This window comes from Pantoea sp. SGAir0180, assembly GCF_043546245.1.
The window spans coordinates 1,671,176-1,687,253 of record NZ_CP028071.1 but is presented as its reverse complement, the minus strand read 5'-3'; the positions used below and the strand labels follow the sequence as shown (position 1 = coordinate 1,687,253).

13 protein-coding genes are annotated in these 16,078 nt (G+C 55.9%); 7 read left to right on the top strand and 6 right to left on the bottom strand.

What is annotated here, in order from left to right; genetic code table 11:
* Positions 1–132 precede the first annotated feature (132 nt).
* The gene (locus C1N58_RS07875) at positions 133–768 is read left to right on the top strand and encodes an aspartate/glutamate racemase family protein (protein ID WP_054687738.1); all 636 of its coding nucleotides are present in this window, start codon (positions 133–135) and stop codon (positions 766–768) included.
* A gap of 27 nt (positions 769–795) precedes the next feature.
* Here the strand turns inward: C1N58_RS07875 and C1N58_RS07870 are convergent, their stop codons facing one another.
* Together C1N58_RS07870 and C1N58_RS07865 are read right to left on the bottom strand one after the other, a co-directional pair.
* Positions 796–1,896 (bottom strand): NADH:flavin oxidoreductase/NADH oxidase, encoded by a 1,101-nt coding sequence (locus C1N58_RS07870; RefSeq protein WP_054633768.1) that lies wholly within the window; start codon positions 1,894–1,896, stop codon positions 796–798.
* A gap of 284 nt (positions 1,897–2,180) precedes the next feature.
* Positions 2,181–2,492, bottom strand: coding sequence for a YdgH/BhsA/McbA family protein (locus C1N58_RS07865; protein ID WP_033741649.1), 312 nt, complete (start codon positions 2,490–2,492; stop codon positions 2,181–2,183).
* 583 nt (positions 2,493–3,075) lie between these two features.
* Between C1N58_RS07865 and C1N58_RS07860 the strand changes: the two genes are divergently transcribed.
* The 3 genes from C1N58_RS07860 (at position 3,076) to C1N58_RS07850 (ending at position 5,889) form a co-directional block, all read left to right on the top strand.
* Positions 3,076–4,689 carry an alkaline phosphatase gene (locus tag C1N58_RS07860; RefSeq protein ID WP_054687737.1) on the top strand — a complete coding sequence of 538 codons (1,614 nt, stop codon included), beginning with the start codon at positions 3,076–3,078 and terminating at the stop codon, positions 4,687–4,689.
* A gap of 211 nt (positions 4,690–4,900) precedes the next feature.
* The gene (locus C1N58_RS07855; RefSeq protein WP_033741652.1) at positions 4,901–5,320 is read left to right on the top strand and encodes a hypothetical protein; all 420 of its coding nucleotides are present in this window, start codon (positions 4,901–4,903) and stop codon (positions 5,318–5,320) included.
* 5 nt (positions 5,321–5,325) lie between these two features.
* Positions 5,326–5,889: an RNA polymerase sigma factor gene (locus tag C1N58_RS07850; protein WP_394564875.1), complete on the top strand. Its 564-nt coding sequence runs from the start codon at positions 5,326–5,328 to the stop codon at positions 5,887–5,889.
* A 55-nt stretch (positions 5,890–5,944) separates the two neighbouring features.
* Here C1N58_RS07850 and malG read toward each other — a convergent pair whose 3' ends face one another.
* The 3 genes from malG to malE are packed head-to-tail and all read right to left on the bottom strand — an operon-like array spanning position 5,945 to position 9,626.
* Positions 5,945–6,835, bottom strand: coding sequence for a maltose ABC transporter permease MalG (malG, locus tag C1N58_RS07845; RefSeq protein WP_054633766.1), 891 nt, complete (start codon positions 6,833–6,835; stop codon positions 5,945–5,947).
* 9 nt (positions 6,836–6,844) lie between these two features.
* Positions 6,845–8,383 carry a maltose ABC transporter permease MalF gene (gene malF / locus C1N58_RS07840; protein ID WP_394564768.1) on the bottom strand — a complete coding sequence of 513 codons (1,539 nt, stop codon included), beginning with the start codon at positions 8,381–8,383 and terminating at the stop codon, positions 6,845–6,847.
* Positions 8,384–8,441: 58 nt separating this feature from the next.
* Positions 8,442–9,626 (bottom strand): maltose/maltodextrin ABC transporter substrate-binding protein MalE, encoded by a 1,185-nt coding sequence (gene malE, locus C1N58_RS07835; protein WP_110267499.1) that lies wholly within the window; start codon positions 9,624–9,626, stop codon positions 8,442–8,444.
* Positions 9,627–9,991: 365 nt separating this feature from the next.
* Between malE and malK the strand changes: the two genes are divergently transcribed.
* The 3 genes from malK (at position 9,992) to malM (ending at position 13,460) form a co-directional block, all read left to right on the top strand.
* Positions 9,992–11,125: a maltose/maltodextrin ABC transporter ATP-binding protein MalK gene (gene malK / locus C1N58_RS07830; protein WP_039340343.1), complete on the top strand. Its 1,134-nt coding sequence runs from the start codon at positions 9,992–9,994 to the stop codon at positions 11,123–11,125.
* Between the two features lie 16 nt (positions 11,126–11,141).
* The gene (locus C1N58_RS07825; protein ID WP_039340341.1) at positions 11,142–12,443 is read left to right on the top strand and encodes a maltoporin; all 1,302 of its coding nucleotides are present in this window, start codon (positions 11,142–11,144) and stop codon (positions 12,441–12,443) included.
* A gap of 96 nt (positions 12,444–12,539) precedes the next feature.
* A complete protein-coding gene (gene malM, locus C1N58_RS07820; protein ID WP_039340339.1) occupies positions 12,540–13,460 on the top strand; it encodes a maltose operon protein MalM in 921 nt (306 codons plus the stop codon).
* Positions 13,461–14,020: 560 nt separating this feature from the next.
* Here malM and malQ read toward each other — a convergent pair.
* Positions 14,021–16,075 carry a 4-alpha-glucanotransferase gene (gene malQ, locus C1N58_RS07815; protein WP_394564767.1) on the bottom strand — a complete coding sequence of 685 codons (2,055 nt, stop codon included), beginning with the start codon at positions 16,073–16,075 and terminating at the stop codon, positions 14,021–14,023.
* Positions 16,076–16,078 lie beyond the last annotated feature (3 nt).

The window sequence follows — 16,078 nt, the reverse complement described above, 5'->3', positions numbered from 1 at the left end:
CATAAGTAATAAGCAGGCGCTACCATACGGGCTGGTGGGTTTATGGCGTGCGGCTCTCTCTTACAGAGGAGACGTTTGAATCTGGCGTCGCCCATGGCATGATGAAAACCTGTTTTTACGCCGAGCCCACACATGATCGCTATTGCCTGTTTACATACTGCGGCCAGCAATATTTGCATCTTTGACGATGCAGCGAGCCAGTTGCCGTCGGGAGATCTGCAACTGAGTCATCTGGTGATGCCACACCTGCTGGCGGAGGCCGAAGCCAGTGGCGGACTGACGCCTGAACTTCATGCACGGATCGGCGCGTTGCTGGCGAGTCTGCAACCCCATTTTGACGCCATTCTGATGACCTGTTCCACGCTCGGACCGGTGGCTGAAAGCTTTACAAACGCATCTTCGCCGTGCGTGGTCTGGCGCACAGACAGCATGCTGGCAGAGGCGGTCCGCGAAAATCCCAGGCAAACGGTCGTGCTTTGTGCGGCTGAATCCACGCTGGGCGCCACGCGGGCACTGTTTCACGGTGTCAACGGGCGGGCAGAGGTCGTTCTGATTCCGGGGGCCTGGCAGAAGTTTAAAGCGGGGGATCAGGCAGGCTATCTTGCCTGTGTAACAGAAGCGGTTGAAGCGGCCTGGCAGCAGGGCGCGGAGCAGGTTGTGCTGGCGCAGACGTCAATGGCACCGGCGGCGGCGCATTTCGCATCAACACGTCAGCCCCTGACCGGCCCGCATCTGGCGCTACAGCGTTGTCTTCAACACTATCAGTAAGGCCGCACGCCGTGCGGCCATAACGGTTTACTCGTCCGGCGTCAGTGTTCCTTTTGCGCCGTGAGGTTCAGAACGCAGATACTGCGGCGGCGCTTTCACCGTTGCATCGAATGCGGCAGCGGCGTGCCATGGCCAGCGTGGGTTATAGAGCATACCGCGTGCCAGCGCGACCAGATCCGCTTCCCCCTGCTGCAAAATATCTTCGGCTTGCTGCGGCTCGGTAATTAAGCCTACCGCAATCACCGGGATACCGATTTGCTGACGAATATCCCGCGCGAAAGGGACCTGATAGTTCGGGCCGACGCTGATCTGCTGCTGTTCTGACAGGCCCCCACTGGAAACGTGGATATAGGCGCAGTTCAGCGCTTCCAGCTGTTGCGAAAAGGCAATGGACTGGCTTACATCCCAGCCGCCCTCAACCCAGTCGCTGGCAGAAATACGCACGCCCACTGGAATGGCGGCCGGGACGGCCTCACGTACTGCTTTAAAGACCTCAAGCGGATAACGCATTCGGTTCTCCAGTGAGCCGCCGTATTCATCATCGCGGGTATTGGAAAGCGGCGACAGAAACTGGTGCAGCAGATAGCCGTGCGCGGCATGCACCTCAATGAGTTCAAGGCCAAGACGAACGGCCCGCTTTGCCGTAGCGACAAACGCCTCTTTGACACGCGCCAGCGCGCTGGCGTCCATTGCGCTGGGCGGATGATCGCCTTCACTGAACGGCAGGGCGGAAGGGGCCACGGTTTGCCAGCCACCGTTCTGAGGCGAGATGTGTTCGCCGCCTTCCCACGGCACGTCGCAGGATGCTTTGCGCCCGGCATGACCCAACTGAATACCAATCGGCATATCGGAATAGCGACGGATGTCAGCTAATACCGCCGCCAGTGCGGCTTCGGTGTCATCATTCCATAACCCCAGGTCGCCGTAGGTGATACGACCAATATCTTCTACCGCGGTCGCTTCAATGATTAACAGTCCAGCCCCTGAAAAGGCGAGCTGCCCCAGATGGATACGATGCCAGGCGGTTGCGCAACCCTCTTCAGCGGAATACTGACACATTGGCGCAATAACAATTCTGTTATCGAGCGTTAATTCACCGAGTGAAAAAGTGGAAAACAGCGTGCTCATAAAAACCTCATGTCTGAGAATCAATACGTTGAAAAACTATAGTGGCTGAATGCAAAACAGGGGCGACAGGCGGCAAAACAATTTATCCCTTAACTGATATTAGTTACATCATACAGTTAAGTTTCTGATTTACACCGCACGATGAAACACCGGAGAAACATTTAAAAATGCAGACTATGCCGGCGTTGGCAGCAGGAAAAGGATCAAAAAACCCTGCTGTTATCATCCGGATAATCAGCAGGGTTCGGAAGGGCTAAAAACGCGTTGCGAAGATGGAGATGTCACTAGTGTGCTCTCTGCAATGCCTTCTCATCCAGCGCATACAGGGTCGCGGTCGCTTCCAGAATATGCTGCTGGTCATTACCGGGTTTGTGAGAATCAACCTGGGTAATGTGGTAACCCACAGCACCGGCCTCGGTGGCTTTGCGCAGCAGCGCATCAGTCACTTCCTGCATTGAGGTCGCCCAGGTCACCGTCGTTACGCCCATCGGGGTGATGGCATTTTTTTCTTCCTGAGATAAGCCGCTACGGATAAACACAGGGCTGACTGTCTGAGGAGAGAAGATAGACAAAAGATCCTGAACAAGTGCTTTCATTTTAATGCTCCTGAATATCGGAATGTATCGCTATCACGGGCAAACGACGCGACAGTGATCGTTACGGGTTTGCTATGTGCTTACGTTTTATTGCCGTGTTAAATACTGTCGGCAGAAGTTATCAAATACCTTTTCAAGTAAATGAATTTGGCTTTTCTTGCTAATCAGAGGCTTATGAAAGCTTCCGCCACACTTGAGCTGAAATTTGGCAGGATTTTTGTGTCTGCTTACAGGTTGTGAAATTAAGACACAAAATCCCAACGTCAAATTAACAAACAAAGTCGGCACGCCCTGGCATTAACGTTGGGTCATCCGTGTGCTCACTTACAGAGCTTTACACAGCACGCTTTCTACAGCAGGTTTTTTAAAGTGATTCCTCAATACATTGATATAAAAGCTTTTTATCCGTTACGCTGAAAGCGATGGCCAGACAGGGGGAAGCAGGAGGGGGATTTTCTTCATAAAACTGTCACACGTCGCCGTAATACTGCGCAGCCATCAATGTTACAAACAGACATTGTTTGACATGGATTGAAACCTGGCTTGTCTGTCAGGGGCTTGCCGCAATGATAGAGAGAGTTTTATGTCACGCAAACCACGTCTTTACCGTACCGCTGCCGCGTTTTCTCTGGGTAAACTCAGTCTGCTTATGCTGGCAATGGGCGGTATGACCGCCAGCTCCGCCGTGCTGGCGGCAGAAGTGAAAGCCAAAAATGTGATTATCATGATTAATGACGGGGCAGGCTGGGGCACCTGGGATGCAACAGCCTACTGGCAGTATGGCAGCCGTGAAAGTACGCCGTATGCCGCGTTTCCGGCAAAATATGCCATGACAACCTATCCCCTGAATGCCTCAAAAAAAGCCACGCACAATAATGCCTCTCTGGTTAATTACGATCCGCAGAAAGCCTGGGATACAACCCGAACAGATAACAAGGATCTGCCGTTCAGGGGTTACGACTATCTGGCGGTGAATCCAACGGACAGCGCCGCCGCCGGCACAGCGCTGGCGTCAGGAATTAAAACCTATAACAACGCCATCAACGTCGATAACAACGGACAACCGGTTGATTTTGTCACACTAACGGCGAAAGCCATGGGCAAAGCGACAGGCGTCGTCACCAGCGTGCCGTTCTCCCACGCCACGCCCGCCGCCTTTGGCGCACAAAACGCGTCGCGTAACGATTATCACGCGATTGCGAAACAAATGCTGACGTCAGGGAAACTGGATCTGATTATGGGAACCGGTTTGCCGGGCTTTAACGCCAACGGCACCGACTGTCAGCATCTGGCTTCAAACGAAACCACCGTGGGGTGCGGAGAAGATGCGCACCGTTACCTGTCTGAAGCTGACTGGACATTGCTCAATGCTGGCAAGCTGGCCCCTGCGGGTGGTCAGCCGTGGAAAGTGGTGCGCAGTACTGAGGCGTTCGCCCGCCTCGCCAGTGGCGCGCTGGTGCATAGCGGCCCGTTACTGGGATCGCCGAACGTTGCCCCCAACGGCACGTTGCAGCAGGGCCGTCAGGCCGCCATTGTTGGCAAAGATGCGGCGAATCCGTCCGGGGATGCGTTTATTGCCACGGTACCGACCCTGAATACGATGACCCGGGGAGCCATTCAGCACCTGAGTAAAAACCCCGACGGCTTTTTTATGATGGTCGAAGGCGGTGCGACTGACTGGTCCGCGCATACCAGCAATGCCTGTAGCGAAAAAGGCGACTGGGGGAATTCCTACAACCCCAACTGCGTCGGCGTGGAATATGGTCGCCTGATTGAAGAAAGTGCAGACTTCAACAACGCTGTGGCCTCCGTGATTGAATGGGTAGAGAAAAACAGTAACTGGAACGAGACGCTATTGATCGTGACGACCGATCACGACAACGGCATGCCAATGGGACCCGATGCGCAGAACATCCCTTTCCAGGCCGTCATTAATAAAGGGAAAGGCATGATGCCCGGCATCTCATTCCGTCCAACCGGCAACCATTCCAACGCGCTTGTGCCGCTGTGGGCAAAAGGCGTTGGGGCCGATGCCTTTGCGGAGCGCGTGCGTGGCAACGATGCGGGCTATGCTAAGCATGTGGGCTACAACCAGGGCGACTATATTGATAACACCGACGTTTTTACCGTTGTGAAGGCGGTGCTTGAAGGCAGGGCGGTCGAAAAAGTGACGCCCGACCACGTAAGTAAATCATGATGTGACGTTGTCACCATAAGCGGGATTTTCGGTCCCGTGGTTTTTACCTCTTGCCCGTTGCCGGTCGGCCTGTGCTGATCGGCAGCGCGGTTTTATGCCAGACCGGACCGCCACCTTCCACACTCAACAAATTTTTTTTAACGAGCCAGCAATATTTTGCGGGCTCATTCGTCTACCTCATCATGTTAATCACTGCTGAGGTCATACAACTATGAGAAATGTCGATAATCACCCGTTTCACCCTTCTCGCGGCATGGGCAGGCACCGCCTGCCAAAGGCGTTCATTGTTGGGGGCGTGTTAATTGTCGTGCTGTGTCTGCTGGTCATGACACTATGGAATGCCATACTGCCTGCCATTACAGGCGTTAAAACAATTGGTTTCTGGCAGGCCGCCGGACTGCTGCTGCTGTGCCGGATTCTGTTTGGCGGCCTGGGCATCAGACCGGGGATGTTTGGCAAGGCGCGGCGGCGCATGCATGAGCGCTGGATGCAGATGACACCGGAAGAACGGGATGAATTTATGAAGCAACGGCGTGAAGGGTTCGGCCATCGTGCTCACCACCGTCGGGACAGATGCCGGGAAGAGCAGCCACCGTCTGCGGACACTCACTCTGACACCCGGACAGAGTAATGACGATGAAGGCCAGCGCATTACAAGCCGCATCACTGGTAAAAGCGCTTGAACGCTGCAAAACAAAACTCCACGCTTTTATCCGGGGTCGCATCGCCGTTCGCGATGAGGCTGAGGATATTTTGCAGGAAGTGACCTGTCAGCTGATCGGGGTAGAACAACCTGTAGAGAATATCTCGGCGTGGTTGTTTCGGGCGGCGCGTAATGAAATGACCGACCGGGCGCGTAAGAAACGAGAACTGCCGCTTTTTCCTTATGAGCAGGATGATGATGAGGAGGAGGCGGTAGACGTCGAACTGGCGGAAACCCTGTTTGGCACGCCGCAAACGCCCGAAGACGATTATCTCCGGGGGCTGCTTTGGGAAGCCCTGGAAGCGGCACTGTCTGAACTGCCGCCAGCGCAGTTTGAGGTGTTCGATAAAACAGAACTGCAGGGCATAAGTTACAAAGCACTGTCTCACGCCACCGGCGTAAGCGTTCAGACTCTGTTGTCGCGCAAGCACAAAGCCGTGCTGTATCTGCGTATGCGCCTGCGTGCCGTTTATGACGATCTGACAGGCGACAATTAAAAAAGGCGGCCAGTGGCCGCCAACACGAGCACAGCAGTGGCAAATGATGGAGCCGTCAGCCTTTAACGCCACCGGCGGTCAGGCCATTAACCAGCCAGCGTTGCGCCAGCAAAAACACCAGGGTAATCGGAATGGCAGAGAGCACGGCAGCGGCAGCAAAATCCCCCCACAGATAATTTTGCGGATTGAGGTACTGCTGCATCCCGACGGCCAGGGTATAGCTGTTCACGTCGCGCAGCAGTAAAGACGCTACCGGCACTTCCGTCACGGCGGCAATAAAAGCCAGAATAAACACGACGGCTAAAATGGGCACGGACAGCGGCAGCAGCACCAGACGAAATGCCTGCCACGGCGTGGCACCGTCAAGGGCAGCGGCCTCCTCCAGCGATCGGTCAATCGTTTCGAAATAGCCCTTAATCGTCCAGACATGCAGCGCAATACCGCCCAGATAGGCGAAAATCACACCGCCGTGAGTATTCAGGCCGATAAACGGCACGTATTGTCCAATGCGATCAAACAGGGCATAGAGCGCCACCAGGGACAGTACCGCCGGGAACATCTGAAAAATCAGCATGCCTTTCAACAGGCTGGCGCGGCCTTTAAAGCGCATACGGGCAAAGGCATAGGCACAGGTGGTCGACAGCGCCACAATGCCCAGTGCGCTGATCACGGCAATTTTCACGGAGTTCCAGAGCCACAACAGCACCGGAAAGGGCGGCGGCGTAACGGAACCGTCGGCGTGCTGGACGCTGAACCCCAGCGCCAGCCGCCAGTGCTCCCAGGAGATCTGATCGGGGATCAGGCTGCCGGTGGCAAAGTTACCGGCGCGCAGCGAGATGGCCACGACCATCAGCAGCGGAAAGACGATTGCCGCGATAAACGTCAGCAGCAGCAGATGCGTCAGAAGCAGACGCAACCGTTGCGATTTGGGTTGCACCATAGCCATAACGTCTCCTTAATCAAATTTCATTCGGACAGCTTTCAGATTCAGCACCGCCAGAGCGCCAACCAACAGGAAAATCAGCGTCGCAATCGCGGCCGCCAGACCAAAATCCTGCCCGCCGCCGCCTTCAAACGCGATGCGCCATGTGTAGTTCACCAGCAGGTCGGTGTAACCGGCCGGTGTGGTCGTGCCGAGTCGGTCAGGTGCGCCATTGGTCAGCAACTGAACCAGTACAAAGTTATTAAAGTTAAAAGCAAAACTGGCAATCATCAGCGGCGTTAACGGCTTCAGCAACAGCGGCACCGTAATTAAAAAGAAATTTTGCAGCGGGCCCGCACCGTCCATCGCAGAGGCTTCATACAAATCCTCTGGGATCGCTTTCAGCAGCCCCATGCACAGGATCATCATGTAGGGGTAACCCAGCCAGGTATTCACAATGATCAGCATCGTGCGGGCCAGCGTGGGATCGCTAAACCATGCCGGTTTGATCCCAAACAGCGTACTGAGCAGCACATTGATTTCGCCGAAGCTCTGATTAAACAGCCCTTTGAAAATCAGGATGGAGATAAACGCGGGCACGGCATACGGCAGAATCAGCAGGACGCGATAAATCGCTTTGCCTTTCAGCGCCTCCCATTGCACCAGACAGGCCAGCACCATGCCGACAGCGACCGTCAACACCACCGTCAGTAAGGAAAAGATCATCGTCCAGCCGAAAATCGCCAGGAAGGGCTTTTGAATCCCCTCATCGGTAAACACCCGCACAAAGTTTTTCCAGCCCGCGCTTACGGTGAAGCCGGGACTTAACTGTTCATTTCCCCATTGCCCCTGCGCAGTGATCGCCTGGTAGAACCCCGTTTCCGGGTTTGCCCGATAGCGAAGGCCGCTTTGCTGATTTTTCAGCGTGTCACCATCCACCACCTGATACAGCGGACGTGTGCCGGAAAACTGACGCAGCGAACTCATCACCAGTTCACGACCATCCGGCATTTCAGCGCGGATCTTCCCCAGGGCCTGGCGATGCGTCGTAATGACACGGAGCGACGCGCGCGTTCCTTCTGGAATCGGCCCACTGACCATCTTCAGGTTTCCGACCGCCGCAAAGGAAAAGGGCGAGGAAACCCAGGACTGATTATCTGCGCTGTTCGTCAGGACCAGCTGCCAGCGATCGTTTATCGCAAACAGCGAAAAATTCAGACCTGCGCCGTCCTGATAGTGTCGGCTGAGTAAGACCTGCTCCGCCCGTTCCTGACTCAGCTGATGGGTGCTGCTGTAGTTGGTGAAAGCAATGCCCACTGTGCAGACCAGGGGAAACAACACAAACAGTGTCATTCCGGCCAGTCCCGGATAAACATAGCGCCAGGCGTAAGCCCGGCGCTGGCTGTAAATCCCGATCCCCAGTCCGCTGATCACCAGCGTGAGCAGGGCGAACAGGTATTCCCCCTGGGCGTACATCAGCACTAACAGGTAGCCGACCAGCAGGCAGCACATGCCCAACACCAGACCTTTCAACAACGAACGATGCCGTCCCGCTTGCGGTTTTTCTGACATGACCCGATTTCCTCAACGGCAAGAGGCGGACCCGTTTTACCGGCCCGCTTTATAAGGTTTATTTATTCAGACGTGACTGCGCATCCTTCAGCGCGGCATCGACGGTTTGCCGACCGCTGAGGGCGTTAAGCGTGGCGGTGCGCATGGCGTACCAGAAGGCCGCCATCTGCGGAATATTGGGCATAATCTCGCCGTTTTGCGCATTGTTCATGGTAGCGGCGATACGGGTGTCTTTTTCCAGTTTTTGCTGAAAAGACTTCAGCGCCACCGCGCCCAAGGGTTTGTCTTTGTTGACGGTTTCCAGACCCGCATCCGTCAGCAGGTAGTTTTCCAGAAATTCTTTTGCCAGCTCTTTATTAGGGCTGGCCGCATTGATGCCGGCGCTCAGCACGCCAACGAAAGGTTTAGACGGTTTACCGTTTAACGTCGGCAATGCCGCAACGCCGTAGTGAATACCGCTTTTATCAATATTGCTCCAGGCCCAGGGGCCGTTAATCGTCATGGCCGTCTGGCCTTTATTAAAGGCGGCTTCGGCAATGGAATAGTCGGTATCCGCATTCAGGACCTTTGCCTTGACCTGATCGACCAGAAACTGCAAACCGGCTTTCGCCCCGGCACTGTCGACGCCCGTGTTGTTGACATCGTAATGGCCCGCGTTTCCTTGATAGGCATAAGCGCCACCGGCGGCCAGCAGAGGCCAGGTGAAATAGGGTTCCTGCAGATTAAACATGATGGCGCTTTTGCCTTTTGCGTGCAGTTGCTTATCCAGCGCGGCCATCTCTTCCCATGTTTTCGGCGGCGTTGGCAACAGATCTTTGTTATAAATCAGCGACAGTGATTCCACCGAGACCGGATAGCCGATCAATTTGCCATTGTAGCGAACCGCATCCCAGGTGAAGGGGAAGATCGTTTGCTGAAAGGTCGCGTCCGGCGTGACTTCGGCTAATAAACCCGACTGGGCATAGCCGCCAAAGCGATCGTGCGCCCAGAAAATAATATCCGGGCCATCACCCGTTGCGGCAACCTGGGGGAATTTTTCTTCCATCTTATCCGGATGTTCGACGGTGACGTGAATACCGGTTTCCTGCTCAAACTTTTTCCCCACCTCGGCCAGGCCGTTATAGCCTTTGTCACCGTTGATCCAGATGACCAGTTTGCCTTCTTCAATTTTTGCCATGGCTGAGGCCGAGTACAGCACAGCCGCAAGGGCTGACAGAGTCAAAATCTTTGCGCCGGTTTTCATCTTTAACACTCCATCCTGTTAGCGGAAACACATCTGTTACCTGCGCCACATTGTGGGTGTTCTGTCGGGCTTCTCATCCTCCTGCGGTCTACGCCTGCGCCAGCCGGGCCGTGATCGCCGTAGCAAAATAAGCGGGTTATCACGGTACAGCTCACACAATGGCTCCCACCAGACTGCGTTATCCATCACAAAAAACGGCGCGGCGGCACGCAGTTCGTCAAGGTCGCCATGTTCTCCTCCTCCCGGCTCCTCCCCCAGCAAAAGCGCGTTTGCGGAGGATGTGACGGGGTAAGGCTCTGCGCATAGTAAACGCCAGAATTTTCCGCTGCCGTGCAGGCCGCATTTGTGAGTGAGAGGAAAGCACTATGGCAAGCGTCGTATTACGCAATGTCACCAAAGCCTGGGGCGACACGGTGGTGTCGAAGAACATTAACCTGGAGATGGCTGAAGGGGAGTTCGTGGTCTTTGTCGGGCCGTCGGGGTGCGGCAAATCCACACTGTTACGCATGATCGCCGGGCTGGAAACCATCACCAGTGGAGAATTGTTGATCGGCGATCGGCGAATGAATGATGTCCCACCCGCTGAACGCGGGATCGGGATGGTGTTTCAGTCCTATGCGCTTTATCCCCATCTCTCTGTCGCTGAAAACATGTCTTTCGGCCTGAAGCTTGCGGGCGTGAAGAAAGCGGACATTGAACAGCGCGTAACGCAGGTCGCCGAAGTGCTGCAACTGGCACATCTGCTTGACCGCCGCCCCAAAGCGCTCTCCGGCGGGCAACGTCAACGTGTGGCCATTGGCCGCACTCTGGTGGCAGAGCCGCGCGTCTTTTTGCTGGATGAACCGCTCTCTAATCTGGATGCCGCGCTGCGGGTGCAGATGCGCATCGAGATCGCCCGTCTGCATAAGCGCCTCGGACGCACGATGATTTATGTCACCCACGATCAAATCGAAGCGATGACGCTGGCCGATAAGATCGTCGTGCTGGACGCCGGACGCGTCGCACAGGTTGGCCGACCGCTGGAGCTGTATCACTATCCGGCCAACCGCTTTGTCGCAGGGTTTATCGGCTCGCCCAAAATGAACTTTCTGCCCGTCAAGGTCACGGCGACCGCCATTGAGCAGGTGCAGGTGCGCCTGCCCAATAACCAATTTGTATGGCTGCCGGTCGACAGCACCGGTGTGCAGGTCGGCAGCAACATGTCTCTGGGCATCCGTCCCGAACACCTTCTCTCCAGCGAGATCGCCGACGTTACGCTGGAAGGTGAAGTCCAGGTTGTCGAGCAACTGGGACATGAAACGCAGATCCACATCCAAATCCCCGCCATCCGTCAAAACCTGGTGTACCGCCAGGAGGACGTGGTGTTGGTAAAAGAGGGCACCACGATGGGTATTGGCTTGCCGCCCGAGCGTTGTCACCTGTTCCGCGAGGACGGAAGCGCGTGCCGCAGGCTGCATCAGGAACCCGGTGTTGAGCCCGCCAAATACAAAAAGCAATAACCTCAGGAGATCGAAAATGTTAACTCTGCGCAAGCTTTCCCTCGCCGTGGCCGTGGCGACAGGCACGCTGTCTGCGCCGCTTATGGCGGTGGATTTTTCCGGTTATGCGCGCTCCGGCATCGGCTGGACCGGTAGCGGCGGCGAGCAGCAATGCTTTCAGGCAACCGGTGCACAAAGTAAATACCGCCTCGGCAACGAATGCGAAACCTACGCGGAACTGAAGCTGGGTCAGGAAGTGTGGAAAGAGGGCGATAAGAGCTTCTATTTTGACACCAACGTGGCGTACTCGGTTTCTCAGCAAAATGACTGGGAATCCACCTCACCGGCGTTTCGTGAGGCCAATGTCAAAGGCAAGAACCTGATTGATGCGCTGCCGGGTTCTACGATCTGGGCCGGTAAGCGTTTTTATCAACGCCACGATGTACACATGATCGACTTCTACTACTGGGATATTTCGGGACCGGGGGCGGGCCTGGAAGATGTCGATCTGGGATTTGGAAAGCTTTCTTTTGCGGCAACCCGTTCTTCAGAAGCGGGCGGTTCGTATACCTTCTCCAGCGATCGAATCCGCAATTACGCCACCAGCACAGCTGACGATGTCTTTGACGTACGGCTGGCCGGACTGGAAACCAACCCTAATGGCGTGCTTGAGCTGGGCGTGGACTATGGTCGTGCCAATGCCCGTGACGGTTATCGCCTGGACGAGGGCGCCTCAAAAGATGGCTGGCTGTTCACCGCAGAACATACCCAGAGCATGCTGAAGGGCTACAACAAGTTTGTGCTCCAGTACGCCACGGACGCGCTGACGTCACAGGGCAAAGGGTTAGCGCAGGGCAGCAATATCAATAACAACGGCCGGCTGTACCGGATCCTGGATCACGGCGCGATCTCGCTGGCAGAGCGCTGGGACATGATGTACGTCGCGATGTACCAGAACACCGACCTCGATAACAACCGGGGCAACGAGTGGTACACCGTGGGCGTGCGGCCAATGTACAAGTGGACACCGATCATGAGCACCCTGCTGGAAGTCGGCTATGACAACGTGAAGTCTCAGGAGGTCGGCGAGCGCAATGGCCAGTACAAAATCACGCTTGCCCAGCAATGGCAGGCAGGTGACAGCATCTGGTCGCGCCCGGCGCTGCGTCTGTTTGCGACCTATGCCAAATGGGATGAGAAGTGGGGCTACAGCAAAGATGCGGCGGGCGATCTCACCACGCTGGCCGCACGTGACAGCAGTGGCAACGGCTTGTTCACCAACAGTCGTGGCAACAATGACGAGTGGACCTTTGGCGCCCAGATGGAAATCTGGTGGTAAGGCGATCCCCGGTTAACGTTCTCTCACCGCATTCTTTTTTTCTGGTAGCGGCTGCTATTGCCTGGCGGTGCCGCTGCCGGTTCTGCGAGGTTCACAATGAAAATGCATAAAGTCGGATTAGCGCTGAGCCTGAGCGCAATGCTGCTGGCAGGGCACAGCGCTACTGTCCGCGCCGAAATCAATCTGATGCCGCAGGATGTCTCTGCCGCACCACACTTTTCACAAACCAGTCTGCAAAGCCTGACCTGGCAGCCGCTGGATACTTCACGCGCTCAGGTGACAGTGCTTGATGGCAGCCATTCACGATGGAATGTCCCGGGGATGACGGGCCCGGTCGCGGCTTACAGCCTGCCTGCGACGCTGGGAGAGCTGACCATTACCCTGAGCAGTGAGGTGCAGAATAACCAGGTCTTTGCCCCTAATGTGCTTGTCCTGGATGAACATCTCCGTCCGGCCGCCTGGTTTCCGAGCCGCTGGTTTACCTATCAGCAACCCGGCGTAATGGCCGCTGACCGGCTTGAAGGCGTAATGAAACTGACGCCCGTGCCGGGGCAGCAGAAAATCTATCTGTTAGTGTTCACCACAGAAAAGGATCTGACACAAACCACCACGCTGTTGGATCCGGCAAAAGCCTATGCCAGGGGAACCGGCCACGCGGTGCCGGATATTCCCGATCCCGTTGCACGCCATAGCCTCTCGGGCAGGCTAAAAATCAACGTCAGCACCAGTTCCGCCTCCTCAATACTGGTCGGGCCGTTGTTTGGCGCTTCCCGTTCAACGCCCGTGACGGTCGGACAAACACAACCTGCCGTGCAGGCCGCGCAACCCACTGCTGCGCCTGACACAAAATCTCAGCCCCTTGTCACCGATACCGAAAGCTACTTTAACCAGAGCATCAGGCAGGCAGTGGCCCAGGGCAATATTGATAAAGCGCTTAAACTGCTCGACGAAGCAGAGCGGCTCGGTTCACCTTCCGCACGAAAAACATTTATCAGCAGTGTTAAAGGCAAGGAGTAATCACTCCGCAGTGCTGATTTGCTCCACCTGGTGCGCTGAGGCGCACCTTTTTTTGTCAGTCAGAGAAGTAAATACGAATGTCGGCCGGAAAATTGAACGACTATTCGAAATGATGACATGTTAAGCCATGCTGAAATACTCTCGATGGGTTGTCTTTTTCTGAGGCGGGCCTGCAACTTTCACAATAACTTTGAAGACCTTGAGGATTATTTATCGTTTCACGCGCGGGTGTGGTTCCAAAGTGATTAGGCGTCTGAAAGTAAATATGCTGCCGTCCGTGTGTCACAGAGCATTTCGGGCAACTTTTATATTCAACGTTGTTTTTGACTTTGGGAAGCCCCCTGTTTAAAGCAATACCGCAACACGCACAGCAACCGATCATCGCACCCTCTCAATATATTAATAAATCTGATTAATATCTTTGCCAGTGTGCAAGTTTCGGTCCAAAGGTAAATTGAACCCGGCCACAGAAATGACATATGAAGCGTAGCCAACACCCAAATTCATTTAGCAGTCCATATCGGCATTGTATTTTGGTTGATATGGACCGCATTATTTTCTTATCCGCGCTTCTGCGTCATGGTCGCCAGCAGCCCGTTAATCCGCGCATCGGCAAACATCGCCTCCAGCGGCAGGCTGAGCTTACGTCGCCAGTTCGGATAGGTCTCCACCGTGCCGGGTACATTGACCGGAGAAGCCATATCCAGCCAGTCTTCGGGCTGCAAGCCCAGCAGGGCGCTGTTGCAGTCAGCCAGATAGTAATGAAGCGCGGTATTCAACACCAGACTCATGCGCGGGCTGTTGGCCTGCACCAGTGCGCCGTTCTTCAGATAACCCTGGCGCTGCAGGCTCTGCAACAGCGCCGCGCGGGCTGTCCTGCGCTGGCGATGGAGCCCGGCCAGCACCGCGTTGTCAGGATAGAGTCCCAACTGGCTGCCGAGCGTCAGATCGTCGTGTTGCCACCAGCCGCGCAGCGTTGGCATATCATGGGTGGTGGCTACCGCCATGGCCTGCGCAGGCCATGCGGCAGGCGGACGAAAGGCGCGTTCAGCGGTTCGTTCAAAGTAGAGCACTTTGTAGGAGTAAACGCCGGCATCACGCAGTTTCGCCACGATGGTATCCGGTACTGTACCCAGATCTTCTCCGATCACCATGCAGCGGTGACGCTGGCTTTCCAGCACCAGAATGGCCACCAAATCGTCGACAGGATAGGTCACATAGGCACCTTCCGCTGCCGTTTCACCCGCCGGAATCCACCACAGACGCAGTAACGCCATCACATGGTCAATACGCAGTGCGCCACAGTCACGCATATTCGCACGCAGCAGGGTTATCCAGGGTTCGTATGCCCGGTCATACAATTCCCCGGGATGCAGCGGCGGTAATCCCCAGTTCTGGCCCAGCGGTCCCAGAATATCCGGCGGCGCGCCCACGCTGGCCGCCAGGCAATACAAGGCGCGCTGGCTCCAGGTTTCAGCCCCATTCGCGGCCACGCCGACGGCGAGATCCCGATAAAGTCCCAGCGTCATCTGTAGCCGCTGGCTGTCCTGCCAGCACGCCGCAAACTGTCGGGCGGCAAGCCATTGTAACCACTGATAAAAACGGATCTCATCGCCGTGTTCGATGCGAAAGGCGTGCACGGCGGCGCTGTCCGGCTGTTGATACGCAGCGGGCCAGGTATCCCAGCCGTGACAGGTTGGATCCTGACCCACAAACCAGGCCTGTAAGGCATCGAAAATGCCCTGATGCAGCAGGCTTTCACCACCCTGAACGATAAACGCCTCGAATGCGACAACCTCACTGTCCTCGTTATCACGCTGCAAAAACTGCGCCCATGCAAACCGCAGTGCGGTGAGCTTGAGCGACGCGACAGCGGGATAATCCACCCATTGTGCCGCGCGGGCGCGCTGGAGAACGTCCTGCGTTTCTGCCGCGAGCCACCAGGCCTGTGCGGCGGCGCTCAGCGTAAAATCAGCCACATCGGGCACGCTGATATACAACACATTCAGCCAGCGCCGGGAAGAGGGACTGTAAGGACTGGCCTGATCGGGCAGCGCGGGGAACAGCGCGTGTAACGGATTCAGACCGATAAAGGCGCCGCCTCGCTGACCGGTCTCGTTCACCAGTTGCCGCAGATCGGCAAAATCGCCCATGCCCCAGTTGCCCGCTGAGCGCAACGAATAGAGCTGCACACAGGTTCCCCAGCGCCTGCGCCCCTTAAGCAACGCCTCCGGCGCATAGCAACGTGACGGCGTCACAATTATCTGGCAGATAACCCGTTGCATGCCTTGCGTCAGGCGCAATTGATGGTAGCCATCAGGCAGTTCCGGTAAGCACAACGGTTTATCCGGCTCACATTGCCCCGACCAGTGCTGCCCGTATTCGCTTGTTAACTGCCAGCGCATGGGACCGGTCAGCACAGGCGTTAACACTATCGGTTTACCCTGTGGGATAACCCATACGGGGGGCAATGGTGTGGATGGGGCCGACTCGCGCGCCATCGCCGTCAGCAAACGCTGACGCGTGAGGGCAGAAACCGTCTGCACCGTTCCATGCGCATCCACATATTCCGTTGCTATGCGGCCCGTCTCCTGAGGTGGATGAAAAGGCGTCATTGT

Excerpts from the sequence above, each read along its gene's own strand:
- C1N58_RS07875 (WP_054687738.1), top strand. The coding sequence starts at position 133 with ATGATCGCTATTGCCTGTTTACATACTGCGGCCAGCAATATTTGCATC.
- C1N58_RS07870 (WP_054633768.1), bottom strand. The coding sequence starts at position 1,896 with ATGAGCACGCTGTTTTCCACTTTTTCACTCGGTGAATTAACGCTCGAT.
- C1N58_RS07865 (WP_033741649.1), bottom strand. The coding sequence starts at position 2,492 with ATGAAAGCACTTGTTCAGGATCTTTTGTCTATCTTCTCTCCTCAGACA.
- C1N58_RS07860 (WP_054687737.1), top strand. The coding sequence starts at position 3,076 with ATGTCACGCAAACCACGTCTTTACCGTACCGCTGCCGCGTTTTCTCTG.
- C1N58_RS07855 (WP_033741652.1), top strand. The coding sequence starts at position 4,901 with ATGAGAAATGTCGATAATCACCCGTTTCACCCTTCTCGCGGCATGGGC.
- C1N58_RS07850 (WP_394564875.1), top strand. The coding sequence starts at position 5,326 with ATGAAGGCCAGCGCATTACAAGCCGCATCACTGGTAAAAGCGCTTGAA.
- malG (WP_054633766.1), bottom strand. The coding sequence starts at position 6,835 with ATGGCTATGGTGCAACCCAAATCGCAACGGTTGCGTCTGCTTCTGACG.
- malF (WP_394564768.1), bottom strand. The coding sequence starts at position 8,383 with ATGTCAGAAAAACCGCAAGCGGGACGGCATCGTTCGTTGTTGAAAGGT.
- malE (WP_110267499.1), bottom strand. The coding sequence starts at position 9,626 with ATGAAAACCGGCGCAAAGATTTTGACTCTGTCAGCCCTTGCGGCTGTG.
- malK (WP_039340343.1), top strand. The coding sequence starts at position 9,992 with ATGGCAAGCGTCGTATTACGCAATGTCACCAAAGCCTGGGGCGACACG.
- C1N58_RS07825 (WP_039340341.1), top strand. The coding sequence starts at position 11,142 with ATGTTAACTCTGCGCAAGCTTTCCCTCGCCGTGGCCGTGGCGACAGGC.
- malM (WP_039340339.1), top strand. The coding sequence starts at position 12,540 with ATGAAAATGCATAAAGTCGGATTAGCGCTGAGCCTGAGCGCAATGCTG.
- malQ (WP_394564767.1), bottom strand. The coding sequence starts at position 16,075 with ATGACGCCTTTTCATCCACCTCAGGAGACGGGCCGCATAGCAACGGAA.